The 22,995-nt window shown below is 45.3% G+C and carries 22 protein-coding genes; 14 read left to right on the forward strand and 8 right to left on the reverse strand.

The features are described from left to right. The first annotated feature begins 2 nt into the window (after nucleotides 1-2). The 4 genes from HWY38_RS08310 (at nucleotide 3) to sipT (ending at nucleotide 4,295) form a co-directional block, all read left to right on the forward strand. On the forward strand, nucleotides 3-758 hold the full coding sequence (locus tag HWY38_RS08310; RefSeq protein ID WP_032868156.1) for a DeoR/GlpR family DNA-binding transcription regulator: 756 nt from the start codon (nucleotides 3-5) through the stop codon (nucleotides 756-758). Continuing rightward, the gene (gene pfkB, locus HWY38_RS08315; protein WP_224181646.1) at nucleotides 755-1,666 is read left to right on the forward strand and encodes a 1-phosphofructokinase; all 912 of its coding nucleotides are present in this window, start codon (nucleotides 755-757) and stop codon (nucleotides 1,664-1,666) included. The genes HWY38_RS08310 and pfkB overlap by 4 nt, the downstream gene beginning before the upstream one ends. A 14-nt stretch (nucleotides 1,667-1,680) precedes the next feature. Beyond that, entirely contained in the window at nucleotides 1,681-3,582 is a 1,902-nt protein-coding gene (locus tag HWY38_RS08320) for a fructose-specific PTS transporter subunit EIIC (RefSeq protein ID WP_224181647.1), read from the forward strand. Nucleotides 3,583-3,713: 131 nt separating this feature from the next. Continuing rightward, nucleotides 3,714-4,295, forward strand: coding sequence for a signal peptidase I sipT (gene sipT, locus HWY38_RS08325; protein WP_003154568.1), 582 nt, complete (start codon nucleotides 3,714-3,716; stop codon nucleotides 4,293-4,295). A gap of 37 nt (nucleotides 4,296-4,332) precedes the next feature. Here sipT and HWY38_RS08330 read toward each other — a convergent pair whose 3' ends face one another. After that, nucleotides 4,333-4,602 carry a hypothetical protein gene (locus HWY38_RS08330; protein WP_021493749.1) on the reverse strand — a complete coding sequence of 90 codons (270 nt, stop codon included), beginning with the start codon at nucleotides 4,600-4,602 and terminating at the stop codon, nucleotides 4,333-4,335. Nucleotides 4,603-4,763: 161 nt separating this feature from the next. On the opposite strand from HWY38_RS08330, the gene HWY38_RS08335 reads away from it, so the two are divergent. Then, nucleotides 4,764-6,383: an ABC-F family ATP-binding cassette domain-containing protein gene (locus tag HWY38_RS08335; protein ID WP_007611134.1), complete on the forward strand. Its 1,620-nt coding sequence runs from the start codon at nucleotides 4,764-4,766 to the stop codon at nucleotides 6,381-6,383. A 112-nt stretch (nucleotides 6,384-6,495) separates the two neighbouring features. Next, on the forward strand, nucleotides 6,496-7,404 hold the full coding sequence (locus HWY38_RS08340) for a ketopantoate reductase family protein (protein WP_224181648.1): 909 nt from the start codon (nucleotides 6,496-6,498) through the stop codon (nucleotides 7,402-7,404). A 30-nt stretch (nucleotides 7,405-7,434) separates the two neighbouring features. Here HWY38_RS08340 and HWY38_RS08345 read toward each other — a convergent pair whose 3' ends face one another. From HWY38_RS08345 to mreBH, 3 genes are all read right to left on the reverse strand, one after another. Then, nucleotides 7,435-8,667 carry an aminopeptidase gene (locus HWY38_RS08345; protein ID WP_007409644.1) on the reverse strand — a complete coding sequence of 411 codons (1,233 nt, stop codon included), beginning with the start codon at nucleotides 8,665-8,667 and terminating at the stop codon, nucleotides 7,435-7,437. Nucleotides 8,668-8,767: 100 nt separating this feature from the next. Next, nucleotides 8,768-8,902, reverse strand: a complete 135-nt coding sequence (locus HWY38_RS08350; RefSeq protein WP_003154559.1) for a protein YkpC — start codon at nucleotides 8,900-8,902, stop codon at nucleotides 8,768-8,770. A gap of 71 nt (nucleotides 8,903-8,973) precedes the next feature. After that, a complete protein-coding gene (gene mreBH / locus HWY38_RS08355) occupies nucleotides 8,974-9,981 on the reverse strand; it encodes a cell shape-determining protein MreBH (RefSeq protein WP_038460721.1) in 1,008 nt (335 codons plus the stop codon). Nucleotides 9,982-10,252: 271 nt separating this feature from the next. On the opposite strand from mreBH, the gene HWY38_RS08360 reads away from it, so the two are divergent. From HWY38_RS08360 to ade, 5 genes are all read left to right on the forward strand, one after another. Further along, nucleotides 10,253-10,537 (forward strand): AbrB/MazE/SpoVT family DNA-binding domain-containing protein, encoded by a 285-nt coding sequence (locus tag HWY38_RS08360; RefSeq protein WP_003154557.1) that lies wholly within the window; start codon nucleotides 10,253-10,255, stop codon nucleotides 10,535-10,537. A gap of 172 nt (nucleotides 10,538-10,709) precedes the next feature. Next, entirely contained in the window at nucleotides 10,710-12,014 is a 1,305-nt protein-coding gene (locus HWY38_RS08365; protein ID WP_224181649.1) for an ATP-binding protein, read from the forward strand. A 1-nt stretch (nucleotide 12,015) separates the two neighbouring features. After that, a complete protein-coding gene (locus tag HWY38_RS08370) occupies nucleotides 12,016-12,843 on the forward strand; it encodes a gamma-glutamylcyclotransferase (protein WP_015239773.1) in 828 nt (275 codons plus the stop codon). Between the two features lie 40 nt (nucleotides 12,844-12,883). Then, nucleotides 12,884-13,549, forward strand: coding sequence for a Ktr system potassium transporter KtrC (gene ktrC / locus HWY38_RS08375; protein ID WP_003154554.1), 666 nt, complete (start codon nucleotides 12,884-12,886; stop codon nucleotides 13,547-13,549). 148 nt (nucleotides 13,550-13,697) lie between these two features. Beyond that, on the forward strand, nucleotides 13,698-15,431 hold the full coding sequence (ade, locus tag HWY38_RS08380; protein WP_224181650.1) for an adenine deaminase: 1,734 nt from the start codon (nucleotides 13,698-13,700) through the stop codon (nucleotides 15,429-15,431). Nucleotides 15,432-15,463: 32 nt separating this feature from the next. Here ade and rnjA read toward each other — a convergent pair whose 3' ends face one another. Then, nucleotides 15,464-17,131 carry a ribonuclease J1 gene (rnjA, locus tag HWY38_RS08385; RefSeq protein ID WP_007611151.1) on the reverse strand — a complete coding sequence of 556 codons (1,668 nt, stop codon included), beginning with the start codon at nucleotides 17,129-17,131 and terminating at the stop codon, nucleotides 15,464-15,466. A gap of 5 nt (nucleotides 17,132-17,136) precedes the next feature. After that, nucleotides 17,137-17,346: a DNA-dependent RNA polymerase subunit epsilon gene (locus HWY38_RS08390; protein ID WP_003154548.1), complete on the reverse strand. Its 210-nt coding sequence runs from the start codon at nucleotides 17,344-17,346 to the stop codon at nucleotides 17,137-17,139. Nucleotides 17,347-17,700: 354 nt separating this feature from the next. On the opposite strand from HWY38_RS08390, the gene HWY38_RS08395 reads away from it, so the two are divergent. Then, nucleotides 17,701-18,474, forward strand: coding sequence for a Cof-type HAD-IIB family hydrolase (locus tag HWY38_RS08395; protein WP_061581544.1), 774 nt, complete (start codon nucleotides 17,701-17,703; stop codon nucleotides 18,472-18,474). 34 nt (nucleotides 18,475-18,508) lie between these two features. Here HWY38_RS08395 and def read toward each other — a convergent pair whose 3' ends face one another. Further along, the gene (gene def / locus HWY38_RS08400) at nucleotides 18,509-19,063 is read right to left on the reverse strand and encodes a peptide deformylase (protein WP_003154544.1); all 555 of its coding nucleotides are present in this window, start codon (nucleotides 19,061-19,063) and stop codon (nucleotides 18,509-18,511) included. Nucleotides 19,064-19,175: 112 nt separating this feature from the next. Beyond that, nucleotides 19,176-19,355, reverse strand: a complete 180-nt coding sequence (locus HWY38_RS08405; protein ID WP_007409651.1) for a YjcZ family sporulation protein — start codon at nucleotides 19,353-19,355, stop codon at nucleotides 19,176-19,178. Nucleotides 19,356-19,601: 246 nt separating this feature from the next. Between HWY38_RS08405 and HWY38_RS08410 the strand changes: the two genes are divergently transcribed. Next, a complete protein-coding gene (locus HWY38_RS08410; RefSeq protein ID WP_224181799.1) occupies nucleotides 19,602-20,240 on the forward strand; it encodes a YkyA family protein in 639 nt (212 codons plus the stop codon). Between the two features lie 436 nt (nucleotides 20,241-20,676). Then, nucleotides 20,677-22,983, forward strand: a complete 2,307-nt coding sequence (gene fabD, locus HWY38_RS08415; RefSeq protein WP_224181651.1) for an ACP S-malonyltransferase — start codon at nucleotides 20,677-20,679, stop codon at nucleotides 22,981-22,983. Nucleotides 22,984-22,995 lie beyond the last annotated feature (12 nt).

Here is a 22,995-nt window from a genome sequence, read left to right on the forward strand (position 1 = left end):
ATATGCTCACTCCTGAAAGGTATCAGCTGATTATTGATCAGATTGAAAAGCGTGATGTGGTGAAGATTCAAGAGCTGATAAGCATGACAAATGCTTCTGAATCAACGATCAGAAGAGATTTATCAACACTAGAAGAACGCGGATTTTTAAAGCGCGTTCACGGCGGGGCGTCTAAACTTTCCAACAGCAGGCAAGAACCCGATATGCTTGAAAAATCCTCCAAAAACCTTCAGGATAAACTGAAGATCGCAGAAGAAGCGGCATCTTTATTAGAAGAAGGTGACTGTATTTATCTTGATGCGGGAACAACTACATTGCACATGATTGACTTTATAGATCCATCTAAGGACATTGTGGTTGTCACAAACGGAGTTATGCATATCGACGCTTTAATAAGGAAAGGGATTCCCTTTTATCTTCTCGGAGGATATGTGAAGCATAGAACAGGTGCGATGATCGGCGGCGCCTCATTAACGGCGGTCAGCCAGTACCGTTTTGACAAAAGCTTCCTCGGGGTGAACGGCGTGCACATTGAAGCCGGCTTTACAACACCCGATCCGGATGAGGCTCTTCTGAAGACAAAGGCTGTGAGACAGGCGAAAAACGCGTATGTTTTAGCCGATCCTTCTAAATTCGGCGAGATTTCTTTCGCAGCGTTCGCCGCCTTGGGCGATGCAGCTATCATTACCACTGAAGCTGAAGAACTTGCATTCGATAATTACCAAGAAAAAACTGTCGTAAAGGTAGTGAAACCATGATTTACACTGTAACCCTCAATCCGTCTGTTGACTATATCGTTCACGTTGAAGATTTTGCCGTAGGCGGTTTAAACCGTTCCAGCTATGACACGAAGTATCCCGGCGGAAAAGGCATCAACGTTTCAAGATTACTGAAAAGACACCATGTGCCGTCAAAAGCATTGGGGTTTGTCGGCGGATTTACCGGAAATTATATCACGTCATTTTTGCATCAGGAAGGTCTGGAAACGGCTTTTTCTGAGGTAGATGAAGACACGCGTATAAATGTAAAACTGAAAACGGGCGATGAAACGGAAATTAACGGACAGGGCCCGACGATTTCAGACGAAGTGTTCAATACCTTTTTAGACCAGTTCTCCGCTCTGGAAGAGGGAGACATCGTCGTTTTAGCGGGAAGCATCCCATCTTCCCTGCCGCATAACACGTATGAAAAAATTGCTGAGGCATGCAGAAAGCAGAATGCCCGGGTAGTGGTGGACATCTCCGGTGAAGCGCTGATGAAAGCGACAGAAATGAAACCGTTTTTGATGAAGCCGAATCATCATGAGCTTGGGGAAATGTTCAATACGGTTATTGATTCAGCCGAAGCTGCCGTTCCTTACGGTAAAAAATTGATTGAACAAGGCGCTGAACACGCGATTGTTTCGATGGCTGGCGACGGTGCGCTTTTATTTACGAAAGAGGCGGTTTTCCTCGCCAATGTTCCTAAAGGAAAGCTTGTCAATTCGGTAGGCGCGGGTGATTCCGTCGTCGCGGGATTCCTTGCGGGAATTTCAAAACAGCTGCCTTTGGAAGATGCGTTCCGTTTAGGAGTTGCTTCCGGAAGCGCGACGGCATTTTCTGAAGAACTCGGAACTGAAGAGTTTGTACAGCAGCTTCTTCCTGAAGTTAAAGTCACACGTCTATAGAGGAGGAAAGAAAAGTGAAGATAACTGAGCTGTTAACAAGAGATACAATTCATCTCAATATAGAAAGCAAAGAGAAAGAAAACGTTATCGATGAAATGGTGACAGTGCTTGACAAAGCCGGCAGATTAAATGACAGAGAGGCTTACAAAGCAGCCATTTTAAATCGTGAAAGCCAAAGCTCAACGGGAATCGGCGAAGGCATTGCCATTCCTCATGCGAAGACGGCGAGCGTCATTAACCCGGCCATCGCATTCGGACGTTCAAAAGATGGTGTGGATTATGAATCATTAGACGGTCAGCCGGCACACCTGGTCTTTATGATTGCGGCAACCGAAGGAGCGAATAATACGCACCTTGAAGCATTATCAAGACTTTCAACGCTTCTTATGCGTGAGGAAATCCGCAAACAGCTTCTTGAAGCTGAATCAGAAGATGCGATCATTGACATCATCAATCAGCATGACAAAGATGACGATGAGGAAGAAGAGCAGGAAGAACAGGCAGCGCCGTCAGGAAAAGGCAAAATCCTTGCCGTTACGGCATGTCCGACAGGTATCGCCCATACGTTCATGGCAGCTGACGCACTGAAGGAAAAAGCGAAAGAGCTCGGCGTCGACATTAAAGTCGAGACAAACGGCTCAAGCGGAATCAAGCATAAGCTGACGGCTCAAGAAATTGAAGACGCGCCTGCGATTATCGTGGCGGCTGATAAACAGGTTGAAATGGAACGCTTTAAAGGCAAACACGTTCTTCAAGTGCCTGTAACAGCTGGTATCAGACGTCCTCAGGAACTGATTGAAAAAGCCGTTAATCAAGATGCGCCGATTTACGAGGGCAGCGGCGGAGGATCTTCCGCTTCAGATGAAGACGGCCCCAAACAGAAATCAGGCACAAGTATCGGAAGCACTTTCTATAAACACTTAATGAGCGGTGTCAGCAACATGCTGCCATTTGTCGTCGGCGGCGGAATTCTCGTTGCGATTTCATTCTTCTGGGGAATTCATTCAGCTGATCCGAAAGACCCGACATACAACACGTTTGCCGCAGCGCTGAACTTTATCGGCGGCGATAATGCGTTAAAACTGATTGTTGCAGTTCTTGCCGGATTTATCGCAATGAGTATTGCGGACCGTCCGGGATTTGCGCCGGGTATGGTCGGCGGATTTATGGCTACGCAGGCGAATGCCGGATTCTTGGGCGGACTGATTGCCGGATTCTTAGCCGGTTATGTCGTAGTCCTTTTGAAAAAGCTGTTTGTCTTTATTCCTCAGACTCTTGACGGATTAAAACCTGTATTGATTTATCCGCTGCTCGGTATTTTTATCACCGGTGTCCTGATGCAGTTTGTCATAAACACACCTGTCGCAGCGTTTATGAATTTCTTAACAAATTGGCTTGAAAGCCTTGGAACTGGAAACCTTGTCTTAATGGGTATTATTTTAGGCGGTATGATGGCTATCGACATGGGCGGCCCGCTCAATAAAGCGGCGTTCACTTTCGGTATCGCGATGATCGGGGCCGGAAACTATGCGCCGCATGCGGCCATCATGGCGGGCGGAATGGCTCCGCCGCTTGGAATCGCACTGGCGACAACATTCTTTAAACATAAATTCTCTAAACGTGACCGTGAAGCCGGTATTACGTGCTACTTCATGGGAGCAGCTTTCGTTACAGAAGGCGCCATCCCGTTTGCAGCGGCTGATCCGCTTCGCGTCATCCCTGCAGCCGTTGTCGGTTCTGCGGTAGCGGGCGGGTTGACAGAGTTTTTCCGGGTAACGCTTCCTGCACCGCACGGAGGAATATTCGTTGCATTCATTACGAACCATCCGCTGCTTTACTTAATGAGCATCGTGATCGGAGCGGTTGTAACGGCGGTTATCTTGGGAATCGTCAAAAAACCGGTTGTAGAGAAATAAGCAAAAAGCGTCCTTTACGGGCGCTTTTTTCAATCATGTGCGCATAGAAGCGTTATGTATTTGGTGATGAGTTGTGATAAAGTAAAGATAGTACATGAAACCGTAACAGTGATCGTCTAGGAGGAACCACGTTGACTGAAGAACAAAAACCTACTTCTGAAAAATCGGTAAAAAGAAAATCCAACACGTATTGGGAATGGGGAAAGGCCATCATTATAGCGGTCGCTCTTGCGCTTTTAATCCGCCATTTCCTGTTTGAACCGTACTTAGTGGAAGGATCATCAATGTACCCGACATTACATGACGGTGAAAGGCTGTTTGTCAACAAAAGCGTCAATTATATCGGAGAAATCGAGCGGGGGGACATCGTCATTATTAACGGCGATACGTCGAAAGTCCATTATGTAAAGCGGCTCATCGGAAAACCGGGAGAAACGGTGGAAATGAAAAATGACACGCTTTATATAAACGGCAAAAAAATCGCAGAACCGTACCTCGCGAGCAATAAAAAAGAAGCGAAAAAACTGGGAGTCAACCTGACGGGAGATTTCGGCCCCGTAAAGGTTCCGAAAGGCAAATACTTCGTCATGGGCGACAATCGGCTGAACTCAATGGACAGCCGGAACGGACTCGGTTTAATTGCCGAAAACCGGATCGTCGGCACCTCGAAGTTTGTGTTCTTCCCGTTTCATGATATGCGTCAGACAAAATAAAAACGCCGCGCTGCCCGATTTGGACAGCAGGCGTTTTTTATTTGGCAAACGAGGCGGCGACGGCGATGAACAATACCGTGGCCAGCACTGATCCGACAATGGCCAGAACGCTGAAAAAAAGGTTCACCTGCTTCTTCTCTTTGCCGCGTTTTTCAAGCATCCGTTTTGAAAAGAGATGCGAAAACGTATAAATGAGGGCGATTCCGACGTACAAGCCGATGTCACGGGCCGTAAAGCCTGTGACGGCCAGAAAAACCCCGGTGAAGAAAATCATAAGACAATATTCTGTGAGTGTTAAAAGCTTCAACTTGTTCCTCCGTGATGAATATGGATATATATCTATTGTATCACAGGGCTCCGGGTTTGACGCCTGCATCTTTCAAACCCGTATATTCGCAGGGAAACATTTCTCTTCCCCTTTATTCATGGTATACTTTTAATGATGATAGACACGATGGAGGATTCTAAATGATTGCTGTAAATAATGTGAGCTTGCGTTTTGCGGATCGCAAGTTATTTGAAGATGTCAATATTAAATTTACGCCGGGCAACTGCTACGGATTAATAGGCGCAAACGGTGCCGGAAAATCAACATTTTTGAAAATTTTATCCGGTGAGCTGGAGCCGCAGACCGGCGATGTCCATATGAGCCCGGGCGAACGTCTTGCCATTCTGAAGCAGAACCACTTTGAATATGAAGAGTTCGAAGTGCTGAAAGTCGTCATTATGGGACATAAACGTTTATACGAAGTCATGCAGGAAAAAGACGCGATTTATATGAAGCCTGATTTTTCAGATGAGGACGGCATCCGCGCCGCTGAGCTTGAAGGAGAGTTTGCGGAATTAAACGGATGGGAAGCTGAAAGTGAAGCCGCTATTTTGTTAAAGGGTCTGGGCATCTCTGAAGACCTGCATACGAAGAAAATGGCGGACTTAGGCGGTTCAGAAAAGGTGAAAGTGCTTTTGGCACAGGCGCTGTTCGGCAAGCCGGACGTTCTGCTGCTTGATGAACCGACCAACCACTTGGATCTGAAAGCGATTCAGTGGCTGGAAGAGTTTTTAATCAACTTTGAGAACACAGTCATCGTCGTATCCCATGACCGTCACTTTTTAAATAAAGTGTGCACGCACATCGCCGATCTTGATTTTAATAAAATTCAAGTGTACGTCGGCAACTATGATTTCTGGTATGAATCCAGCCAGCTTGCTTTAAAGCTTTCTCAGGAAGCCAACAAGAAAAAAGAAGAGCAGATTAAACAGCTTCAGGAGTTCGTGGCCAGATTCAGCGCCAACGCCTCTAAATCAAAGCAGGCGACATCAAGAAAGAAACTCCTTGATAAAATCACGCTTGATGATATCAAACCGTCATCACGCCGTTATCCTTATGTCAATTTCACGCCGGAACGCGAGATCGGAAATGACGTGCTGCGGGTTGAAGGCTTAACAAAAACGATTGACGGGGTTAAGGTGCTTGATAACGTCAGCTTTATTATGAACAGAGAAGATAAAATCGCTTTTACGGGCCGCAACGAACTTGCTGTTACAACATTGTTTAAAATCATTTCCGGGGAAATGGAAGCAGACAGCGGCACATTTAAATGGGGCGTGACCACTTCTCAGGCGTACTTCCCTAAAGACAACAGCGAATACTTTGACGGCAGCGACGCGAACCTTGTTGACTGGCTCCGCCAATACTCGCCGCATGACCAAAGCGAAAGCTTTCTGCGCGGTTTCTTAGGACGCATGCTGTTCTCAGGAGAAGAAGTCAACAAAAAATCAAACGTCCTTTCCGGAGGAGAAAAAGTGCGCTGCATGCTTTCAAAAGCGATGCTTTCCGGCGCGAATATCTTAATTCTGGATGAACCGACCAACCACTTAGATTTGGAATCCATTACGGCGCTTAACAACGGCTTAATCAGCTTTAAAGGCGCTATGCTGTTTTCATCTCATGACCATCAGTTTGTACAGACAATTGCCAACCGCATTATTGAATTAACGCCTAAAGGCATTGTTGACAAACAAATGTCTTATGACGAATTTCTTGAAAACGCGGATGTACAGAAAAAGCTTGAAGAGCTATACGCGTAATAAAGAAGCAGGGGAGACTCTGCTTTTTTATTTATGAAAAAAGTTTTCAATCTTCTGACTTCCCGTTACAATAAATGAATACATAACTTGAAAAGAGACGGAGGAATGCATCATGAAGTTTTTAATTGTCGGAGCTGGAGGAGTGGGCGGATATATCGGCGCGCGTCTTGCAGAAAAGGGAAATGACGTTACGTTTCTCGTCCGCAAGAAACGGGCGGAACAATTACAAGAAACGGGTTTGACCGTCAAAAGTGCAAAAGGTGATGTTTCAATCAAGCCGAAATTAATGATGGCGGGCGAAGCAGGAGCATTTGACGCGGTTATCATCGCTTCAAAAGCGTATTCTTTGCAGGACGTCATTCGGGATGTCAAACCGTTTGTCAAACCTTCGTCGGTCATTATTCCTTTTTTAAACGGATACAGGCACTATAACCAGCTGTTTGAAGCTTTTTCAAAACGGCAGGTGCTGGGCGGCCTCTGCTTTATTGAGAGCGCCCTTAACGACAAAGGGGAAATTCTTCATACGAGCGCTGCCCACCGCTTTGTTTTCGGTGAATGGAACGGGGAACGCACGGAACGTATGAATGAGCTGGAAAACGCATTTGCAGGTGTGAAAGCGGATGTCATCATCAGCAGGGATATTGAAAAGGACATTTGGAAAAAATATATGTTTATTGCCGCGCAGGCGGGAGTGACCACTCTGTTTCAACAGCCGGTCGGACCGATTTTAGAAACAGAAGGCGGCCGCAACACGGCAAAGCGCCTCTTTGCTGAAATCGGAGCCATTTTCAAGGCTGCCGGCATCCCGAAAGATCCTGGTCTGGAAGAAGAGAGTTATCGCACATTGACAAGCATGTCTTACCATATGAAATCGTCGATGCTGAGAGATATGGAAAAGGGCAGGGTGACGGAAGGTGATCATTTACACGGATTTTTGCTTGAGAAAGCGAAAGGCTTGTCAGTTGATACACCTGTTTTGGAAACCGTCTGCGCCAACTTGCAAATGTATGAAGCGAAATAAAAAAAGGAGGCCTGATCGCCTCCTTTTTTATTAAAATGCCCAGTTTCCGTTTCTGAAGATCGGTTCTCTTTTGCCGTCCGCCGTAATGCCGTCGATATTCATATCTTTGGAACCGACCATAAAATCTACGTGTGTAATGCTTTCATTTAAGCCCTCTTTGACAAGCTCTTCCCGTGTCATTTGTTTACCGCCCTCAATATTAAAGGCATACGCACTGCCGATCGCCAAGTGGTTAGAGGCGTTTTCATCGTACAGTGTGTTGTAAAATAAAATATTTGATTGTGAAATCGGTGAATCGTACGGCACTAAGGCCACTTCTCCGAGATAGTGTGAGCCTTCATCGGTTTCGACGATACCTTTTAAAATCTCCTCGCCTTTTTCAGCTTTCACATCGACAATGCGGCCGTTTTCAAAGGTAAGAGTGAAGTTATCAATAATGTTGCCGCCGTAGCTCAGCGGTTTCGTGCTGGAAACTGTGCCGTTCACCCCGTCACGCTGCGGAAGGGTGAAAACCTCTTCTGTCGGCATGTTGGCCATGAATTCGTGCCCGCTCTCATTCACGCTTCCCGCGCCTGCCCATACATGTTTTTTCGGCAGTTCAATGGTTAAGTCTGTTCCTTCAGCCTGATAATGCAGGGCGCTGTAATGTTTTTTGTTTAAGTGTTCCACTTTTTCATGAAGGTTTTGATCATGTTTTTTCCATGCTTCCACAGGGTTTTCTTCATTTACGCGGGTCGTTTTGAAAATTTCTTCCCATAAAAGCTGAACGGCTGTTTCTTCCGGCTGATCCGGGAACACTTTTTTCGCCCAGCCTGTTGAAGCGGCTCCGATCACCGTCCAGCTGACCTTATCTGATTGAATATATTGTCTGTATGTATGCAATGCTTTTCCGGCGGCTTTTTGGAACGCTGCAATCCGTTTGCCGTCAGTGCCTTTTAACAGGTCGGGGTCGGATGAGACGACAGAAATAAACGCAGCCCCTTTTTTCGCGAGCTCTTCTTTGCCTTTTGCTTCCCATTCAGGATACTCTTCAAACGCTTCAAAAGGTGCCATCTCGTATTTTAATCTGGACAGTTCATCGTCCTGCCAATTTACGGTGACGTTTTTTGCGCCTTTTTCATAAGAATGTTTGGCAAGCAGTCTGACAAGTTCCCGGACATCAGTTGAGGCATTGATTACGACATGCTGTCCTTTTTGGACATTGACGCCGACTTCTACCGCCAGCTGAGCATATGTATGTAACTTTTCAGTAAACGAACTCATCGTTCATTCCTCCTCATCGGTTTTTCTCATCATATCAAATATCGCCTCATAAAGGAAAGAAAGGAGCGCAAACGAAAAAGACACAGCTTTTGCTGCGTCTTTACGGGTGATTCAGTTTTACGGCGCCGCCGGCCGGAGAATGGGGCATATTGGCCAGTGAAATGCTCATCCCCCCCAAAATAATTCCGCTTAAAATGACGGCTACTGCTACGCGTCTTCCCACATCTCTAAGCATATGCTTCCTCCTTAATGTTTCTCCAGTTCTCACAATATGAGCCGGCTGGAGAAAAAAGAAGCACAATCTTATTATTTAATCGCTTTTTGCAGCTTGTCGATGACGTCTAATGAACGTCCCGTGCCGATAGCCACTGATTCAAGCGGATTTGCCGCCAAATGAACGGGAACGACGATTTCATCTGTCAGCCATTCTTTCATCCCGTTTAAAAGGGAGCCTCCGCCGGTTAACACGACGCCGCGGTCAACGATATCACCGCTGAGCTCCGGCGGACAATCTTCAAGTGTCGCTCTGATCGCTTCAAGAATATGCAGGAGCGATTCACGCATCGCCTGCTGAATTTCATTAGACTGCAGTCTGATTGTCTTCGGCAGACCGGTTACAAGGTCACGCCCGCGGATTTCCATCGTTTCCGGCACATGTTCGATCAATGCAAAGCCGATTTCCATTTTCACTTGCTCTGCCGTACGTTCCCCGATCAGCAGGTTGTATTTTTTTCTGACGAACGAGGCGATATCTTCATCAAGCTGGTCGCCGCCGATTCTGATCGAATGGCAGGATACGACGCCCCCGAATGAGATGATTGCGACTTCAGTCGTACCGCCGCCGATATCTACGACGACGTTTGCGACCGGCTCGTCAACAGGGAGGTCGGCCCCGATTGCAGCGGCTACGGGTTCTTCAATCAAGTGAACGTTTTTCGCTCCGCAGTTTTTGACAGCGTCACTGATGGCGCGGCGTTCAACGGCTGTTGAGCCTGAAGGCGTACAGACGACGACATTCGGTTTGCGGAAGGTCATTCCGATTTTTTTTCCGGCTTTTTTCATAATGTGTTTTAATAAGTCAGTTGTCATATCATAATCAGCAATGACACCGTCTTTCATCGGCCGTACGGCGACGATTTTCCCCGGCGTCTTTCCGATCATGTTTTTGGCATCCGTTCCGATGGCAAGCACCGCTTTCGTTGTTGTATCTACAGCGACAACGGAAGGCTCATTTAAAATAATTCCTTTATTTTTACTGTAAACAAGTATATTAGCGGTTCCTAAGTCGATTCCGATCTCAGTTGATTGAAACATGTTTTCACCCAATCCCTATCCTGATTTAATTGATTCTACATTTAAAGTTTCTGAGAAAAACCACGATTTTTGGGGGTTTCCGCCGGGAATGAAATGTTTTTGTAAAAAAGGAGGGAAAGTCTGTATCCCATATTTCAAAAGGATTTTCTTTTTGTAAAAAAACATTCAGTTCCGGATGCTGAGAAACTTTTGCTCCGTTCCTTTCGTCTACGTTTATGAAGGATTTTCCTTGGACATAAAGAAGAGACATTAAAGGAAGTAGGGGATTTCTATGAAATCAATTGGTGTAGTAAGAAAAGTAGACGAACTCGGGCGTATTGTCATGCCGATTGAATTGAGAAGAGCATTGGATATCGCTATTAAAGATAGTATTGAATTTTTCGTTGACGGAGACAAAATTGTCTTAAAAAAATACAAGCCGCACGGCATTTGCTTAATGACGGGGGAAATTACTCCCGAAAATCAGGAGTACGGCAACGGCAAAATTATTTTAAGTCCTGAAGGAGCGAAAATGCTGCTTGAGGAAATCGAGGAAGCGTTAAAAGATAGATCATAATCAGCAAAAAGGGCGGAGCATCATTCCGTCCTTTTATTATGAACTTGTGCAAAAACTCACGGGAAAAGTAAGCGAACCTGCTCAATTAATTGGGAATAGTTATCATTTTTTAGTCAATAATGCAGTCAACAATGTTACAATATATGTAGAAATGCTAGCGGCAGGTGGGACTATGGGAAAATATCAAGCGCGTATCATTTCCTTAATCTTGGCAATGATTTTTATTATGTTTTGGGATTATTTATTTTATATGATTGAACGGAATCCGATTAATTGGCCCGTTGACATCACCTTTACCGCCGTCACATTAATCAGCGTCTGGCTGCTGGCTTATTATGTGGATAATAAAAAGCAGCTGCTGGCGGAGCTGAAGGACAGCGAGCAGAAAGCAAAGGCGCTTTCAGATGAGAAAAACCGGATCATGGACAATCTGCAGGAAATCGTTTTTCAGACGGATGCACAAGGGAATATTACATATTTGAATCAGGCCTGGACGGCGATTACGGGCCACTCCATCAGCGAATGTATGGGCACGATGTATAATGATTATTTTATAAAAGAAAAACATATCATTGATTATATTATCTCCCAAATCAAGCAGCAGTCCCCGTCAGGAATGTTTACGGCCAAATATATTAAAAGAGACGGCACGATCTTTTGGGGAGAAGTCCATTATAAGCTGTATTATGACCGCAGACAGAAATTTGTCGGAAGCCTGGGGACGATGTCTGATATCAGTGAACGGAAAAAAGCGGTCGACGAGCTTCTGGAAACGAACGAACGCCTCGCCATGCAATCTCAAAAGCTGGCCATTGCCGGGGAGCTTGCGGCAGGAATCGCCCATGAAGTAAGAAATCCTTTAACGTCAGTCAGCGGCTTTCTCCAGCTGATGAAAGCCCAGTATCCGGAAAGAACGGATTATTTTGATATTATTTTTTCGGAGATTAAAAGGATTGATCTTGTGCTGGGGGAGCTGCTTCTGCTCGCCAAGCCGCAGACCGTGACGTTTACCGCTCACCATCTCAACCATATTTTACGGCAGGTGGCGACGCTTCTTGACACGAACGCGGTGCTGTCGAACACTGTGATTGAGAAGGATTTCAGGCAGACTGAGTCCTGTATGGTCAACGGTGACGAAAACCAGCTGAAACAGGTATTTATCAATATTATTAAAAATGCGATTGAAGCGATGCCTGACGGCGGGAATATTCATATTTATACAAAACGGGATGAAGAATACGCGGTGATCAGCATACAGGATGAAGGAAACGGCATGTCGAAAGAAAAGCTTGAAAACATCGGGAAACCGTTTTTCTCAACAAAAGATCAGGGAACGGGTCTCGGTCTTCCGATTTGTTTACGAATTCTGAAGGAGCATAATGGTAAACTTAACATTAAGAGCAAAAATGGAGAAGGCAGTACGTTTCAGGTGATTCTGCCGTTAGAATCGGCTGCTGTCCAAAAGGAGGAAAAATAACTTGCTTCTTTTTGTATACGGTTTGTTACGGAAGCGTGAAGAAAATCATGAACTGCTGAAGGGCGCCCCGTGTGTGTGCGAGCAGGCTGCGATAAACGGCGTGCTGTACGAAACGGATAAAGGTCAGCCTGCGGCGTCTTTAGCAGAAACAGCTTTTGTGTACGGGGAATTGTATGAAACAGATCATCAGATGATCCGTAAGCTGGATGCGTATTATGCTGATTTTGATCGGAAAGAGGTTGCCGTGACGACGGATGCCGGGAATAAAACCGCCTTCGCATATGTCGTAAAGCCCGACCAGTGTGCCTCATTCAGCCGTATCAAAAGCGGAGACTGGAAAGAATACCGTTTTATGAAACGGGAGGATGACAGTCCGGTTTATTATTTCGCATACGGCTCCTGTATGGACAATGCCCGGTTTAAACAGGCGGGGGTCGATCACTTTTTTGCCGAGCCGGTCGGAGGGGCGGTTGTTGAAGGGTATTCGACGAGATTCACGTTAAGGCGTCCTGACGGTTCCAGAGCCGATCTTGTTGAAGACGGGGGACGAACTGAAGGCGTGCTGTACAAGCTTCCGTTTGAAGCGGCAACCTATCTGTACAAAAGAGAAGGTGTTGATAACCACACATACCGTCCCGCGTTCATAGAAGTGTGTGCCGGCGGCCGTGTATACAGAGGCGTCCTGACGTTTCTCGTTCTTGATAAAGCTGAGGAAATTGCGCCTCCGGGTCACTACCAGGAAGAAATCGAACGAGGAGCGGACCTGTATTTATCGCCCGCCTTTTCAGAAAAGCTTAAACGCTATATGAACTCATTGCCGAAAATGTGATACTATTCCTATTAGAGATATTGTTTAAAGGAGTACTGTTATGAGAAAAGAGTTTGCCGTTATCGGTCTCGGACGCTTCGGCGGAAGTATTTGCAAAGCATTAAGTGAAGAAGGCCTTGAGGTCATGGCGATGGATATTGATGAAGATAAAGTTAATGAATACGCCAAAATCGCATCACACGCGGTCATCGGCGATTCAACCGATGAATCAGTTCTGAAAAACTTAGGGCTGCGCAACTTTGACCACGTCATTGTCGCAATCGGCGAAAATATACAGGCGAGCATTTTAACGACGCTGATCTTAAAGGAACTCGGCGTGAACACGATCACAGTTAAAGCGCAGAACGATTATCATGAGAAAGTGCTTGCGAAAATCGGGGCCGACCACATCGTCCACCCTGAACGTGACATGGCAAAACGCATCGCCCACAACATCGTATCAAATAATGTGCTTGATTATTTGGAGCTGTCCGACGAACACAGCATTGTGGAGATCGTGGCCAACAGCAGGCTTGCGGGCAACACACTGCTTGATCTGGATATCCGGGCGAAGTACGGCATTAATATCGTGGCCATCAAGAGAGAAAAAGAAGTGATCGTATCTCCCCTGGCGACTGAAATGATCCAAAAAGAAGATATTCTCATCGTTATCGGCTCTCTTACGGACATTTCCCGATTTGAAAAAAGAGTGCTTCACACAAAGTGAAAAGCCGTCCGTAAAAGGACGGTCTTTTATTATGTCAGAATAGAAAGACATTTATCATGTAAGCGGTATTTTCTGCAATTTTTATTGACTATGATCAGGCGATCCGATAGCATATTGTACCATATAAAGAAAAAGAGGAGGCCTCATTTTGAACAAAGAAACACTGGCTGAACGGCTGAATGCATCAGCCGGCAGACAAAAAGCCGATACCGTCATTAAAAACGGAAAAATCATGGATGTATTTAACCAGGAATGGATTTCTGCAGATATCGCCATTACGGGCGGAGTGATCGTCGGGCTGGGCGAATATGAAGGGGAAGAAGTCATTGATGCAGAAGGTCAAATGATCGTTCCGGGCTTTATTGACGGACATGTTCATATCGAGTCCTCTATGGTTACTCCGATTGAATTTGCTAAAGCCGTCCTCCCACACGGAGTGACTACTGTCATTACTGATCCTCACGAAATTGCGAACGTTTCCGGAGCAAAAGGCATTTCTTTTATGATAGAGCAGGCAAAAAAGGCGCCGCTGAACATCCGTTTCATGCTTCCTTCCTGTGTTCCCGCCGCTAGCTTTGAACGCTCAGGAGCCGTATTAAAAGCCGAGGATTTAAAGCCTTTTTATCAGGAGAAAGAGGTGCTCGGACTTGCGGAAGTAATGGATTATGTGTCTGTTGCGGAAGGTGAAGAGGATATGCTTCAGAAACTGCTTGATGCCAAGCGTCACGGAAAACGGATCGACGGGCATTTAGCCGGACTGTCTTCAGAGATCATCAATATATACAGAACCGCACTGGTGTCAAATGATCATGAAGTGACGACAAAAGAAGAAGCGCTGGACAGAATCAGACGGGGAATGTATGTCATGCTGCGCGAAGGATCGGTGGCGAAAAATACGCTCAATGTGCTGCCGGCGGTGAATGAAAAAAACGCGCGGCGCTTTTTCTTTTGCACGGATGATAAGCATGTAGATGATCTGCTTTCAGAAGGAAGTGTGAACCACCAAGTCAAAATGGCGATAAAGGCCGGACTTGATCCATTCCTTGCGTATCAGCTCGCCAGCTTAAATGCGGCTGAGTGCTACGGCCTTGAAACAAAAGGGGCGGTAGCGCCGGGTTTTGACGCAGATCTGCTGTTCATTTCAGATGTACGGGAGGTTGCCGTCACGAAGACCATGGTCGCCGGCCGGACCGTCGCCGAGAACGGACGCACGGTTTATGAACAGTCTGCCGGTTCCTATTCGCCGGACCAGGCGCTGTTGGATACAGTGCGGCTGAAAGCGCCGCTGACTGAATCGGATTTTCATATACCGATTCAAGAAGGCAAGAAAATGAATGTAATCAAAATGATACCGAATCATTTGGAGACGAGAAAAAAAGAAGTGCCTGCACCGTCTGCTGACGCGTTTCGTCCTGATACAGAAAATGATTTATTAAAAATCGCCGTCGCAGAGCGGCACAGCGGTGAAAAAATGTTAGGACTCGGGATTGTACAAGGGTTCGGGTTAAAAGAAGGCGCCATCGCCACAACCATTTCTCACGATTCCCATAATATCATCGCCGTCGGTACAAACGATGCCGATTTGGCAAAAGCAATCAACAGGCTCCGTGACACCGGAGGAGGATTAACAGCCGTGAAAAACGGAGAATTGCTTCATTCCGTTCCGCTTCCGATCGCCGGGCTTTTGTCTGATAAGTCGGCGGAATGGGTCAATGACAGCTTGGGCGTGCTTCATGAGAAGCTTCCTCTGCTCGGATTCACCGGTGATTTCAATCCGTTTCTCACATTATCGTTTTTAGCGCTTCCGGTGATTCCGGATATTAAAATGACAGCAGCCGGTCTGTTTGATGTCAAAGCCTTTCAGCATATTCCGCTGCAATAAAAAAACTGCACTCGTAATGAGTGCAGTTTTTTTTAGACCTCCATAATGATCGGAAGGATCATCGGGCGGCGTTTTGTTTTTTCGTATAGGAACGGAGCAAGCGTATCGGTAATTTCGTTTTTAATTTCGGACCACTGCGTTGTTTTCCGATCCATTACTTTCTCCAGATGGTTCGAAATCAGCTGCTGCGCGTCATTGATCAAATCACCGGATTCTCTCATGTATACAAAACCTCTTGAGATTAAATCAGGCCCCGCCGAAACCTTAAAGTCGTCCATGTTGATGCTAACAACAACGATAACAAGGCCTTCTTCTGAAAGAATGCGGCGGTCGCGGAGCACGATATTGCCGATATCACCGATTCCGCTTCCGTCAATGTAAACGGAGCCGGACGGAATTTTGCCTGCCACAGCGGCTTCTTCGCCTTTGAGGGCCAGCACTTCGCCATTATCCATGATAAAGCAGTTTTCTTCAGGTATACCGCAATCAGTCGCGAGTTTGACGTGCATTTTCTGCATTCTGTACTCACCGTGAATCGGCATAAAGAACTTCGGTTTGATCAGGCGGAGCATTAATTTCTGCTCTTCCTGTCCGCCGTGTCCGGATGTATGAATGTCATTCAATGAACCGTGAATGACTTCTGCGCCCGCACGGTACAGCTGGTTGATGGTGCGGCTTACGCTGATTGTGTTTCCGGGAATCGGAGAGGAAGAAAAGACGACCGTATCTCCGGGATTAATGGAAATCTGCCGGTGCGTCCCGTTAGCGATGCGTGATAACGCCGCCATCGGTTCACCTTGGCTTCCCGTACATAAAATTGTTACTTTATTGGCAGGCAAACGATTGATTTCGTTATGCTCAATAAACGTATTTTTAGGACAGGTAATGTAGCCGAGATTTTGTCCGATTTCAATAGCCGATTCCATACTGCGTCCGAATACGGCAACTTTTCTGCCTTTTAAAACGGCTGCTTCAATCACCTGCTGAAGACGGTGTATATTCGAAGCGAATGTCGCAAATATAATTCTGCCGTCCACTTTTCGGAAAATATCGTGAATGCTTTCGCCTACGCGGCGTTCTGACATGGTGAAATCAGGAACCTCACTGTTTGTACTGTCAGAAAGCAGGCACAGAACGCCTTCTTTCCCGATTTCAGCCATCTTTGTCAAGTTTGCCGGTTCGCCTACCGGTGTGAAATCGAACTTAAAGTCCCCGGTATGTACGATATTGCCCGGCGGTGTTTTGACGACGATTCCGTATGAATCCGGAATGCTGTGTGTCGTTCTGAAGAAGGATACAGATGTCTTGCGGAACTTCACGATGTCGTCTTCACCGATGATGTTTAATTTGGTCTGTCTTAACAGCCCGTGCTCTTCAAGTTTATTCCGAAGTAAGCCGATCGCGAGTTTACCGCCGTAAACGGGAATATTTACTTGTCTGAGCAGGTACGGAATACCGCCGATATGGTCTTCGTGACCGTGGGTGATAAACAGACCTTTAATTTTATCTTCATTTTTTACTAAATACGTGTAATCGGGGATTACGTAATCAATGCCGAGAAGTTCATCTTCCGGGAACTTGATTCCCGCATCAATCAGTACAATTTCATCCTGAAACTGCACCCCGTACGTATTTTTCCCGATCTCGCCCAATCCGCCGAGGGCGAAAACGGCAGTCTGGTCATTTTTTACAAATTTCATTCCGCTCATAACTCCAATACTTTAAAATTTTCGCTCTGCTTCTCATATTCTAAAAAAGCACCGTCCACAGGCTGAACAAATTCAATGTTGTATTTCTGATCTTTCAGTTTCGTTCTGACGTCCCGTTCTGAAACGCCCTCAATGTAAAGTGAATCTGTTTTTTCCCGAACAGGTACTTCGTCAGCCTTCTCTTGATAAAATACCTTATAAATCATCCAAATCTCTCCTTAAATGCCGTATGTTAGACTCGCTTATTCTATTATATTCGAAAACGGATTATAAGGAAAGTCTCGAGCAAAAAAGGGACTTTCAAAAAACGAAAGATCCCTTCTACGCGATGACTTTTTTCCGGAGCATTCCGCCCCACTGTCTTCTGAGTTTCTTCCGTAATCGGCGCAGCATCGTATACCTCCTTTAAAGCCCTTTATAGCAGTAGTATGCGGAAAAAATGAATTTGTTTTCGTGGGTAAAACTGGAATTTCATCAAGGCGGTTTTCCGGAAGAAAAACTTTCTGTATGATGATATTGAAAAAGACACGACTGATAAACGGGAAAAAGGAGAAATTGATATGAATCCAAAACTGATCTTTTTTGATATTGACGGTACGATCTATGACCATGATAAACATATTCCCGATAGCGCAAGAAACGCCGTGAAGGCGCTTAAAGAGGCTGGCCATCACGTTTTTATCGCCAGCGGAAGGTCCCCGTTTATGGTAAAACCGATTCTGGAAGAGCTTGAGATTGAATCATTTATTTCATACAACGGCCAGTATGTCGTATTTGAAGGTGAGGTCATTTATAAAAATCCGCTTCCTGAAGATGCGGTTGCGCGTTTATTAAAGCAGGCGGCAGAAGGGGAACACCCCGTCGTATTTATGGCGGAAGACACGATGAAAACGACCGTCCCCGGACATCCGCACGTCTCGGAAGGAATCGGCAGTCTGAAAGCGCCTTATCCCGAAGTTGATGAAACTTTTTATAAAGGAAAAGAAATTTATCAGCTGCTTTTATTCTGCCGCGGACACGAAGAAAAAGCATATGCCGCTTTTCCGGAGTTTGATTACGTCCGCTGGCACGAATTGTCAACGGATGTGCTTCCGAAAGGCGGTTCAAAAGCGGAAGGCATTAAAAGAGTGCTTGAGCGGCTTCCGTACGGCGTAAGTGACACTTATGCATTCGGCGACGGATTAAATGACCTTGAGATGATCCGTTTTGTCGGCACCGGGGTGGCGATGGGAAATGCGGTTCCGGAATTAAAAGCTGCCGCTGATTTCGTCACAAAGCCGGTGGATGAGGAAGGAATCAGCTGGGCCGTCAAAGAACTGGGCCTTTTGAAATAAAGAAAACCGGCACTTTGGGAAGTGCCGGTTATTTTTAACGGTCAATGGCAATGGCGTTTTCAGGTTCTTTGAACGGATTTTCTTTATCGATATGGTCGTAAAACATCACGCCGTTCAGATGATCGATTTCGTGCTGAAACACGATGGCCGGAAAACCTTTGAGGCGGATGTCAATCTGTTCTCCTTCAAGCGTCACCGCCTTTACGCGGATGCGGGCGTAGCGCGGCACATAGCCGGGAATGGGTTCGTCTACCGACAGGCAGCCTTCTCCGCTCGTCAAGTAGCTTTTTTCCACTGAGTGGCTGACGATCTTAGGGTTAAAAAGAGCATAGCTGTATAAAGTGCCTTTCGCATCTTCTGCATGGACGGCGATCATCCGTTTTTTTACGTCTGTTTGGGGAGCGGCAAGACCGACGCCCGGACGAAGCTTGTATTTCTCGGCTAATTCAGGATTTTGGCTGTTTTTCACAAACTCAATCATATCAGCAAGATGCTGTTTTTCTTCGTCAGAAGCGGGAAGCTGAACTTCTTCAGCGATCTCTCTGAGCGCGGGATGTCCGTCGCGTACAATATTTTCCATAGTAATCAAGAAACTTCACTCCTAAAGCTTAATATGTAAATTATAGCGAATTTCTTTATCGCGGCGCAACGAAACAATTGGCCGGCCATAGCAGGCCGGCCGATGTTCATGTTGTATAGGGTCAGCAGCCGCAGCCTAAATAAGCGGCACCGACGATGATTAATAAGATAAACAATACGACGATTAATGCGAATGTGCGGCCGTAACCGCCGCCGCAGCCGTAACCGTAACCGCCGCCATAACCATATCCGCCGCCGCAGCAACCGCCGCCAAATCCGCCGCCAAATCCATATCCGTACATAAAAAAACCTCCTCTTTTAATTACGCTGACCCTCTGTCAGCAGGGCCGGCGTCTACTATAAACTATGTAAAAGCCAAAAAGATGTATGGTCATCCGCCCTGTTTTCTCAATTTTTTATGCAAGTAATCTTTGACAGCACCGTAAGCGTCTTTTTACCCGGTCATGCCAATTACAGCTCAGCTATTGTCAAAAAGCGTTCGGGCTTCTATAGTGGAAATTGTCAAGATTGGGGGATTTTAAGTGAATATGATTCAAAAAAAGGTATTAGCAGGAATCGGAGCGCTCGGCGCCGCAAGTATGCTGCTTGCCGGCTGCGGGGGAAAAGATCCGGTTGAATCGCTTCATGACTCGATGGAAAAAGCCGTTCAAGCGGAAAAACCGTTTCAAAAAGAGCAGAAAACATTAGAAAAATTGGAGAAAAAAGAGCATCAGCTATACGACAGCGCGGTTAAACTGAATATGGATGATTACCAGAAAATTGTCACACTGTCTGATCAGGCTCTGAGCAATGCAAATCAGCGAAAAAAACATCTGAAAGCAGAAAAAGACAGTATTGATGATTCAAAACAAGCGTTTGAATCCGCAAAAAAAACTTCTCAAGATATAAAGGATAAGAAAGTAAAAGAAAAAGCCGGGCATGCGGTCGCTTTAATGGAGAAAAGGTATGCATCTTATGATCTTTTGTACAAAAAGTACGAAAAAGCCATTTCACTTGATAAGGACCTTTATAAACTGATTAAAGATAAAAAGCTCACATTAGCGCAGCTGGAAGAGCAAATCAGCAAAGTAAACTCAGTTTACGAAAAGGTGCATAAACAAGCAGATGAGTTCAATCAATTTACTAAAGACTACAACAAAGAGAAAGAACTATTATTCCGTAAATAGTATAGTGAAGGCATATCGGCATGGGCTGATGAACTGATAACAACCGAGTTCAGCCGCCTGTAAAAAGGCGGCTGAAGAATTGGTATATACGTGTGTTTCCCATTGACAACAAGTAAATCATGGTATAGTATTTATTTAGGGAAATATTCACATAAAACCAATCGTTGTTTCGGCACGTTGGAATGTTTTTATTATATTGATATACAAAAAACAGAATGAAAATGTAGTTTTAATTATCAGAAAATTCTATCTATTTATATTTGCGGCAATATGATCTTTGTACATGTTTTTGCTTTTAAACCTTTATCCGGCATAAAGGTTTTTTTATTTTGCTTATTAAGTAAATTACAATTTTAAAATTGAAGTGAAAAATGTTAATCAAATAACAATCGGAACGAAAAGAAACGGCAGAAATACGGAACAAGGAGGAAAACAAATGCTTGCTTACGTCTTTCCCGGACAGGGAGCGCAGTTTAAAGGAATGGGCAGAGACTTATTCGATGAATTCAGTGAGCTCATTAAAAAGGCAGATCATATTTTAGGATACTCCATAAAGGATTTATGCCTTTCAGATGAAAAAGAGAGGCTGACTGATACGAAGTATACACAACCTGCAATTTATACAGTGAGCGCACTGCAATATTTAAAGGGTTTAAAAGAAGGTCATACACGCCCTGATGCTGTTGCAGGACATAGTCTGGGTGAATATACTGCGCTTTTTGCGGCCGGCGTTTTTAATTTTGAAACAGGTCTCCGGCTGGTTGCTAAAAGAGGCGAGTTAATGAGTGAGGCTTCCGAGGGCGGAATGGCTGCCGTGATCGGACTGGATGAGCACCACATAAAAAAAATACTTCAGAAGTATGAATTCGGCCAAATAGATATCGCCAATTACAATACATCTTCACAAATTGTGATAGCAGGGGCTGCAGATGAGATAAAGCGGGCAGCCTCTTTTTTTGAAAAAGAAGGGGCGAAAGCTTATATCGTATTGCAAGTCGGCGGAGCTTTTCATTCTCGTTTCATGGAAAGCGCACAGCGTGAATTTGCGGAATTTATCGAGGAGTTTCATTTTTCTGAATTGAATTTCCCGGTCATCTCTAACTATACGGCAAGACCTTATAAACAAGAAGATATCAAACGGAATTTAATTGAACAAATAACAAACTCGGTGAAATGGACTGAAAGCATCAGGTATCTAATGGGACAAGGCGTAACTGTGTTTGAAGAGATCGGTCCCGGCAACATTCTGACTAAATTAATTCACACCATACAAAGAGAGGAGGAACCGCTTACTATCAGTGCGCCGGAAGACAGTCTCTTTTTTTCTGAAGGGAACAAGGACAATTCGGAAAGCGGGAAAGAGCATAGCCTCTTGGCCGAAAATATAGAGAGCGGTGCAGCTTCACCGGTGTCCCGATTGGGTGATCAATCTTTCAAAGAAGATTACGGTTTGACATACGCGTATTTGGCAGGTGCGATGCATAGAGGGATCTCTTCTGCTGAAATGCTGATCCGCCTCGGGAAGAAAGGAATGCTGGGGTTCTTTGGCACAGCGGGTTTACCTAAAAGGGAAATTGAACAGGCCCTTATTTCTATTAAGAAGACACTCAAAAATGGTCAGCCCTACGGAATGAATCTGCGATTTGAGCCGGATCATCAAGATAGAGAAAAGGAATTAATAGATTTATATATCAAGCATGACGTACGAGTAATAGAAGCGTCTTCGTATCTTTCCGTCAGCGCACCATTAATTTATTACAAAGCGCATCAGTTGAAGATAGACAAAAGCGGCAGGGTTATACCTCATAATCGGATCATTGCCAAAGTTTCACGGCCGGAAGTTGCGGCCGCATTTCTGAGTCCGCCTCCTCAAAGTATCGTAAAGAGAATGTGTCAGAACGGTATGCTGACGGAAGAGCAGGCGGAGTGGCTCAGCCGTATTCCGGCAGCAGATGATATCATTATTGAAGCAGATTGCGGAAGTAATACCGAACAGGGCTCATTGACGGCGATGCTGCCGTTTTTTGTTAACCTGCGGGATGAGATGATGGAAACACACAAATACGCAAGGAAGATAAGGATTGGGGCTGCGGGAGGAATCGGGACTCCCGAATCTGCGGCGTCTGCTTTTTTAATGGGCGCTGATTTTATTATGACGGGATCCATTAATCAATGTACAGTTGAAGCCGAAACAAGCGGTTTTATTAAAGAAATGCTGAGTGAGACAGGAATATGCGATACTGCTTATGCGCCTTCGGAGACTCTGTTTGAGTTCGGAACAAAGGTTCAGGTGCTGAAAAAGGGCACGCTGTTTCCGGTCAGGGCAAATAAATTATTTCAAATCTACCAACAATATGAGTCTTTGAGTGAGATAGATGAAAAGACAAAGATTCAGCTCGAAAATGATTATTTTAACAAGACTTTTGATGAAATCTACGAAAGCATAATAGAAAAACAGCCGAACCTGGCCCAAAAAGCTGAGCGCAATCAAAAATATAAGATGCTGTTACTATTTAAGTGGTATTTGCAAAGAGGGTGTCTGCTTGCTTTGGAAGGGAAGGAAGAACAAAAGGTGAATTTCCAAGTTCATTGCGGCCCGTCTTTAGGCGCTTTTAATCATTGGGTAAAGGGCACGGATTTGGAATCATGGAGAAACAGACATGTCGATGACATTGGTGAAAAATTGATGAATGAGACCGAAAGTCTGCTTAGGCGCAGATTGGATACGTTATTTCTACACTAAAGAAGAGGCGGG

This window comes from Bacillus sp. KS1 (assembly GCF_020075515.1).
GTDB lineage: Bacteria > Bacillota > Bacilli > Bacillales > Bacillaceae > Bacillus > Bacillus velezensis.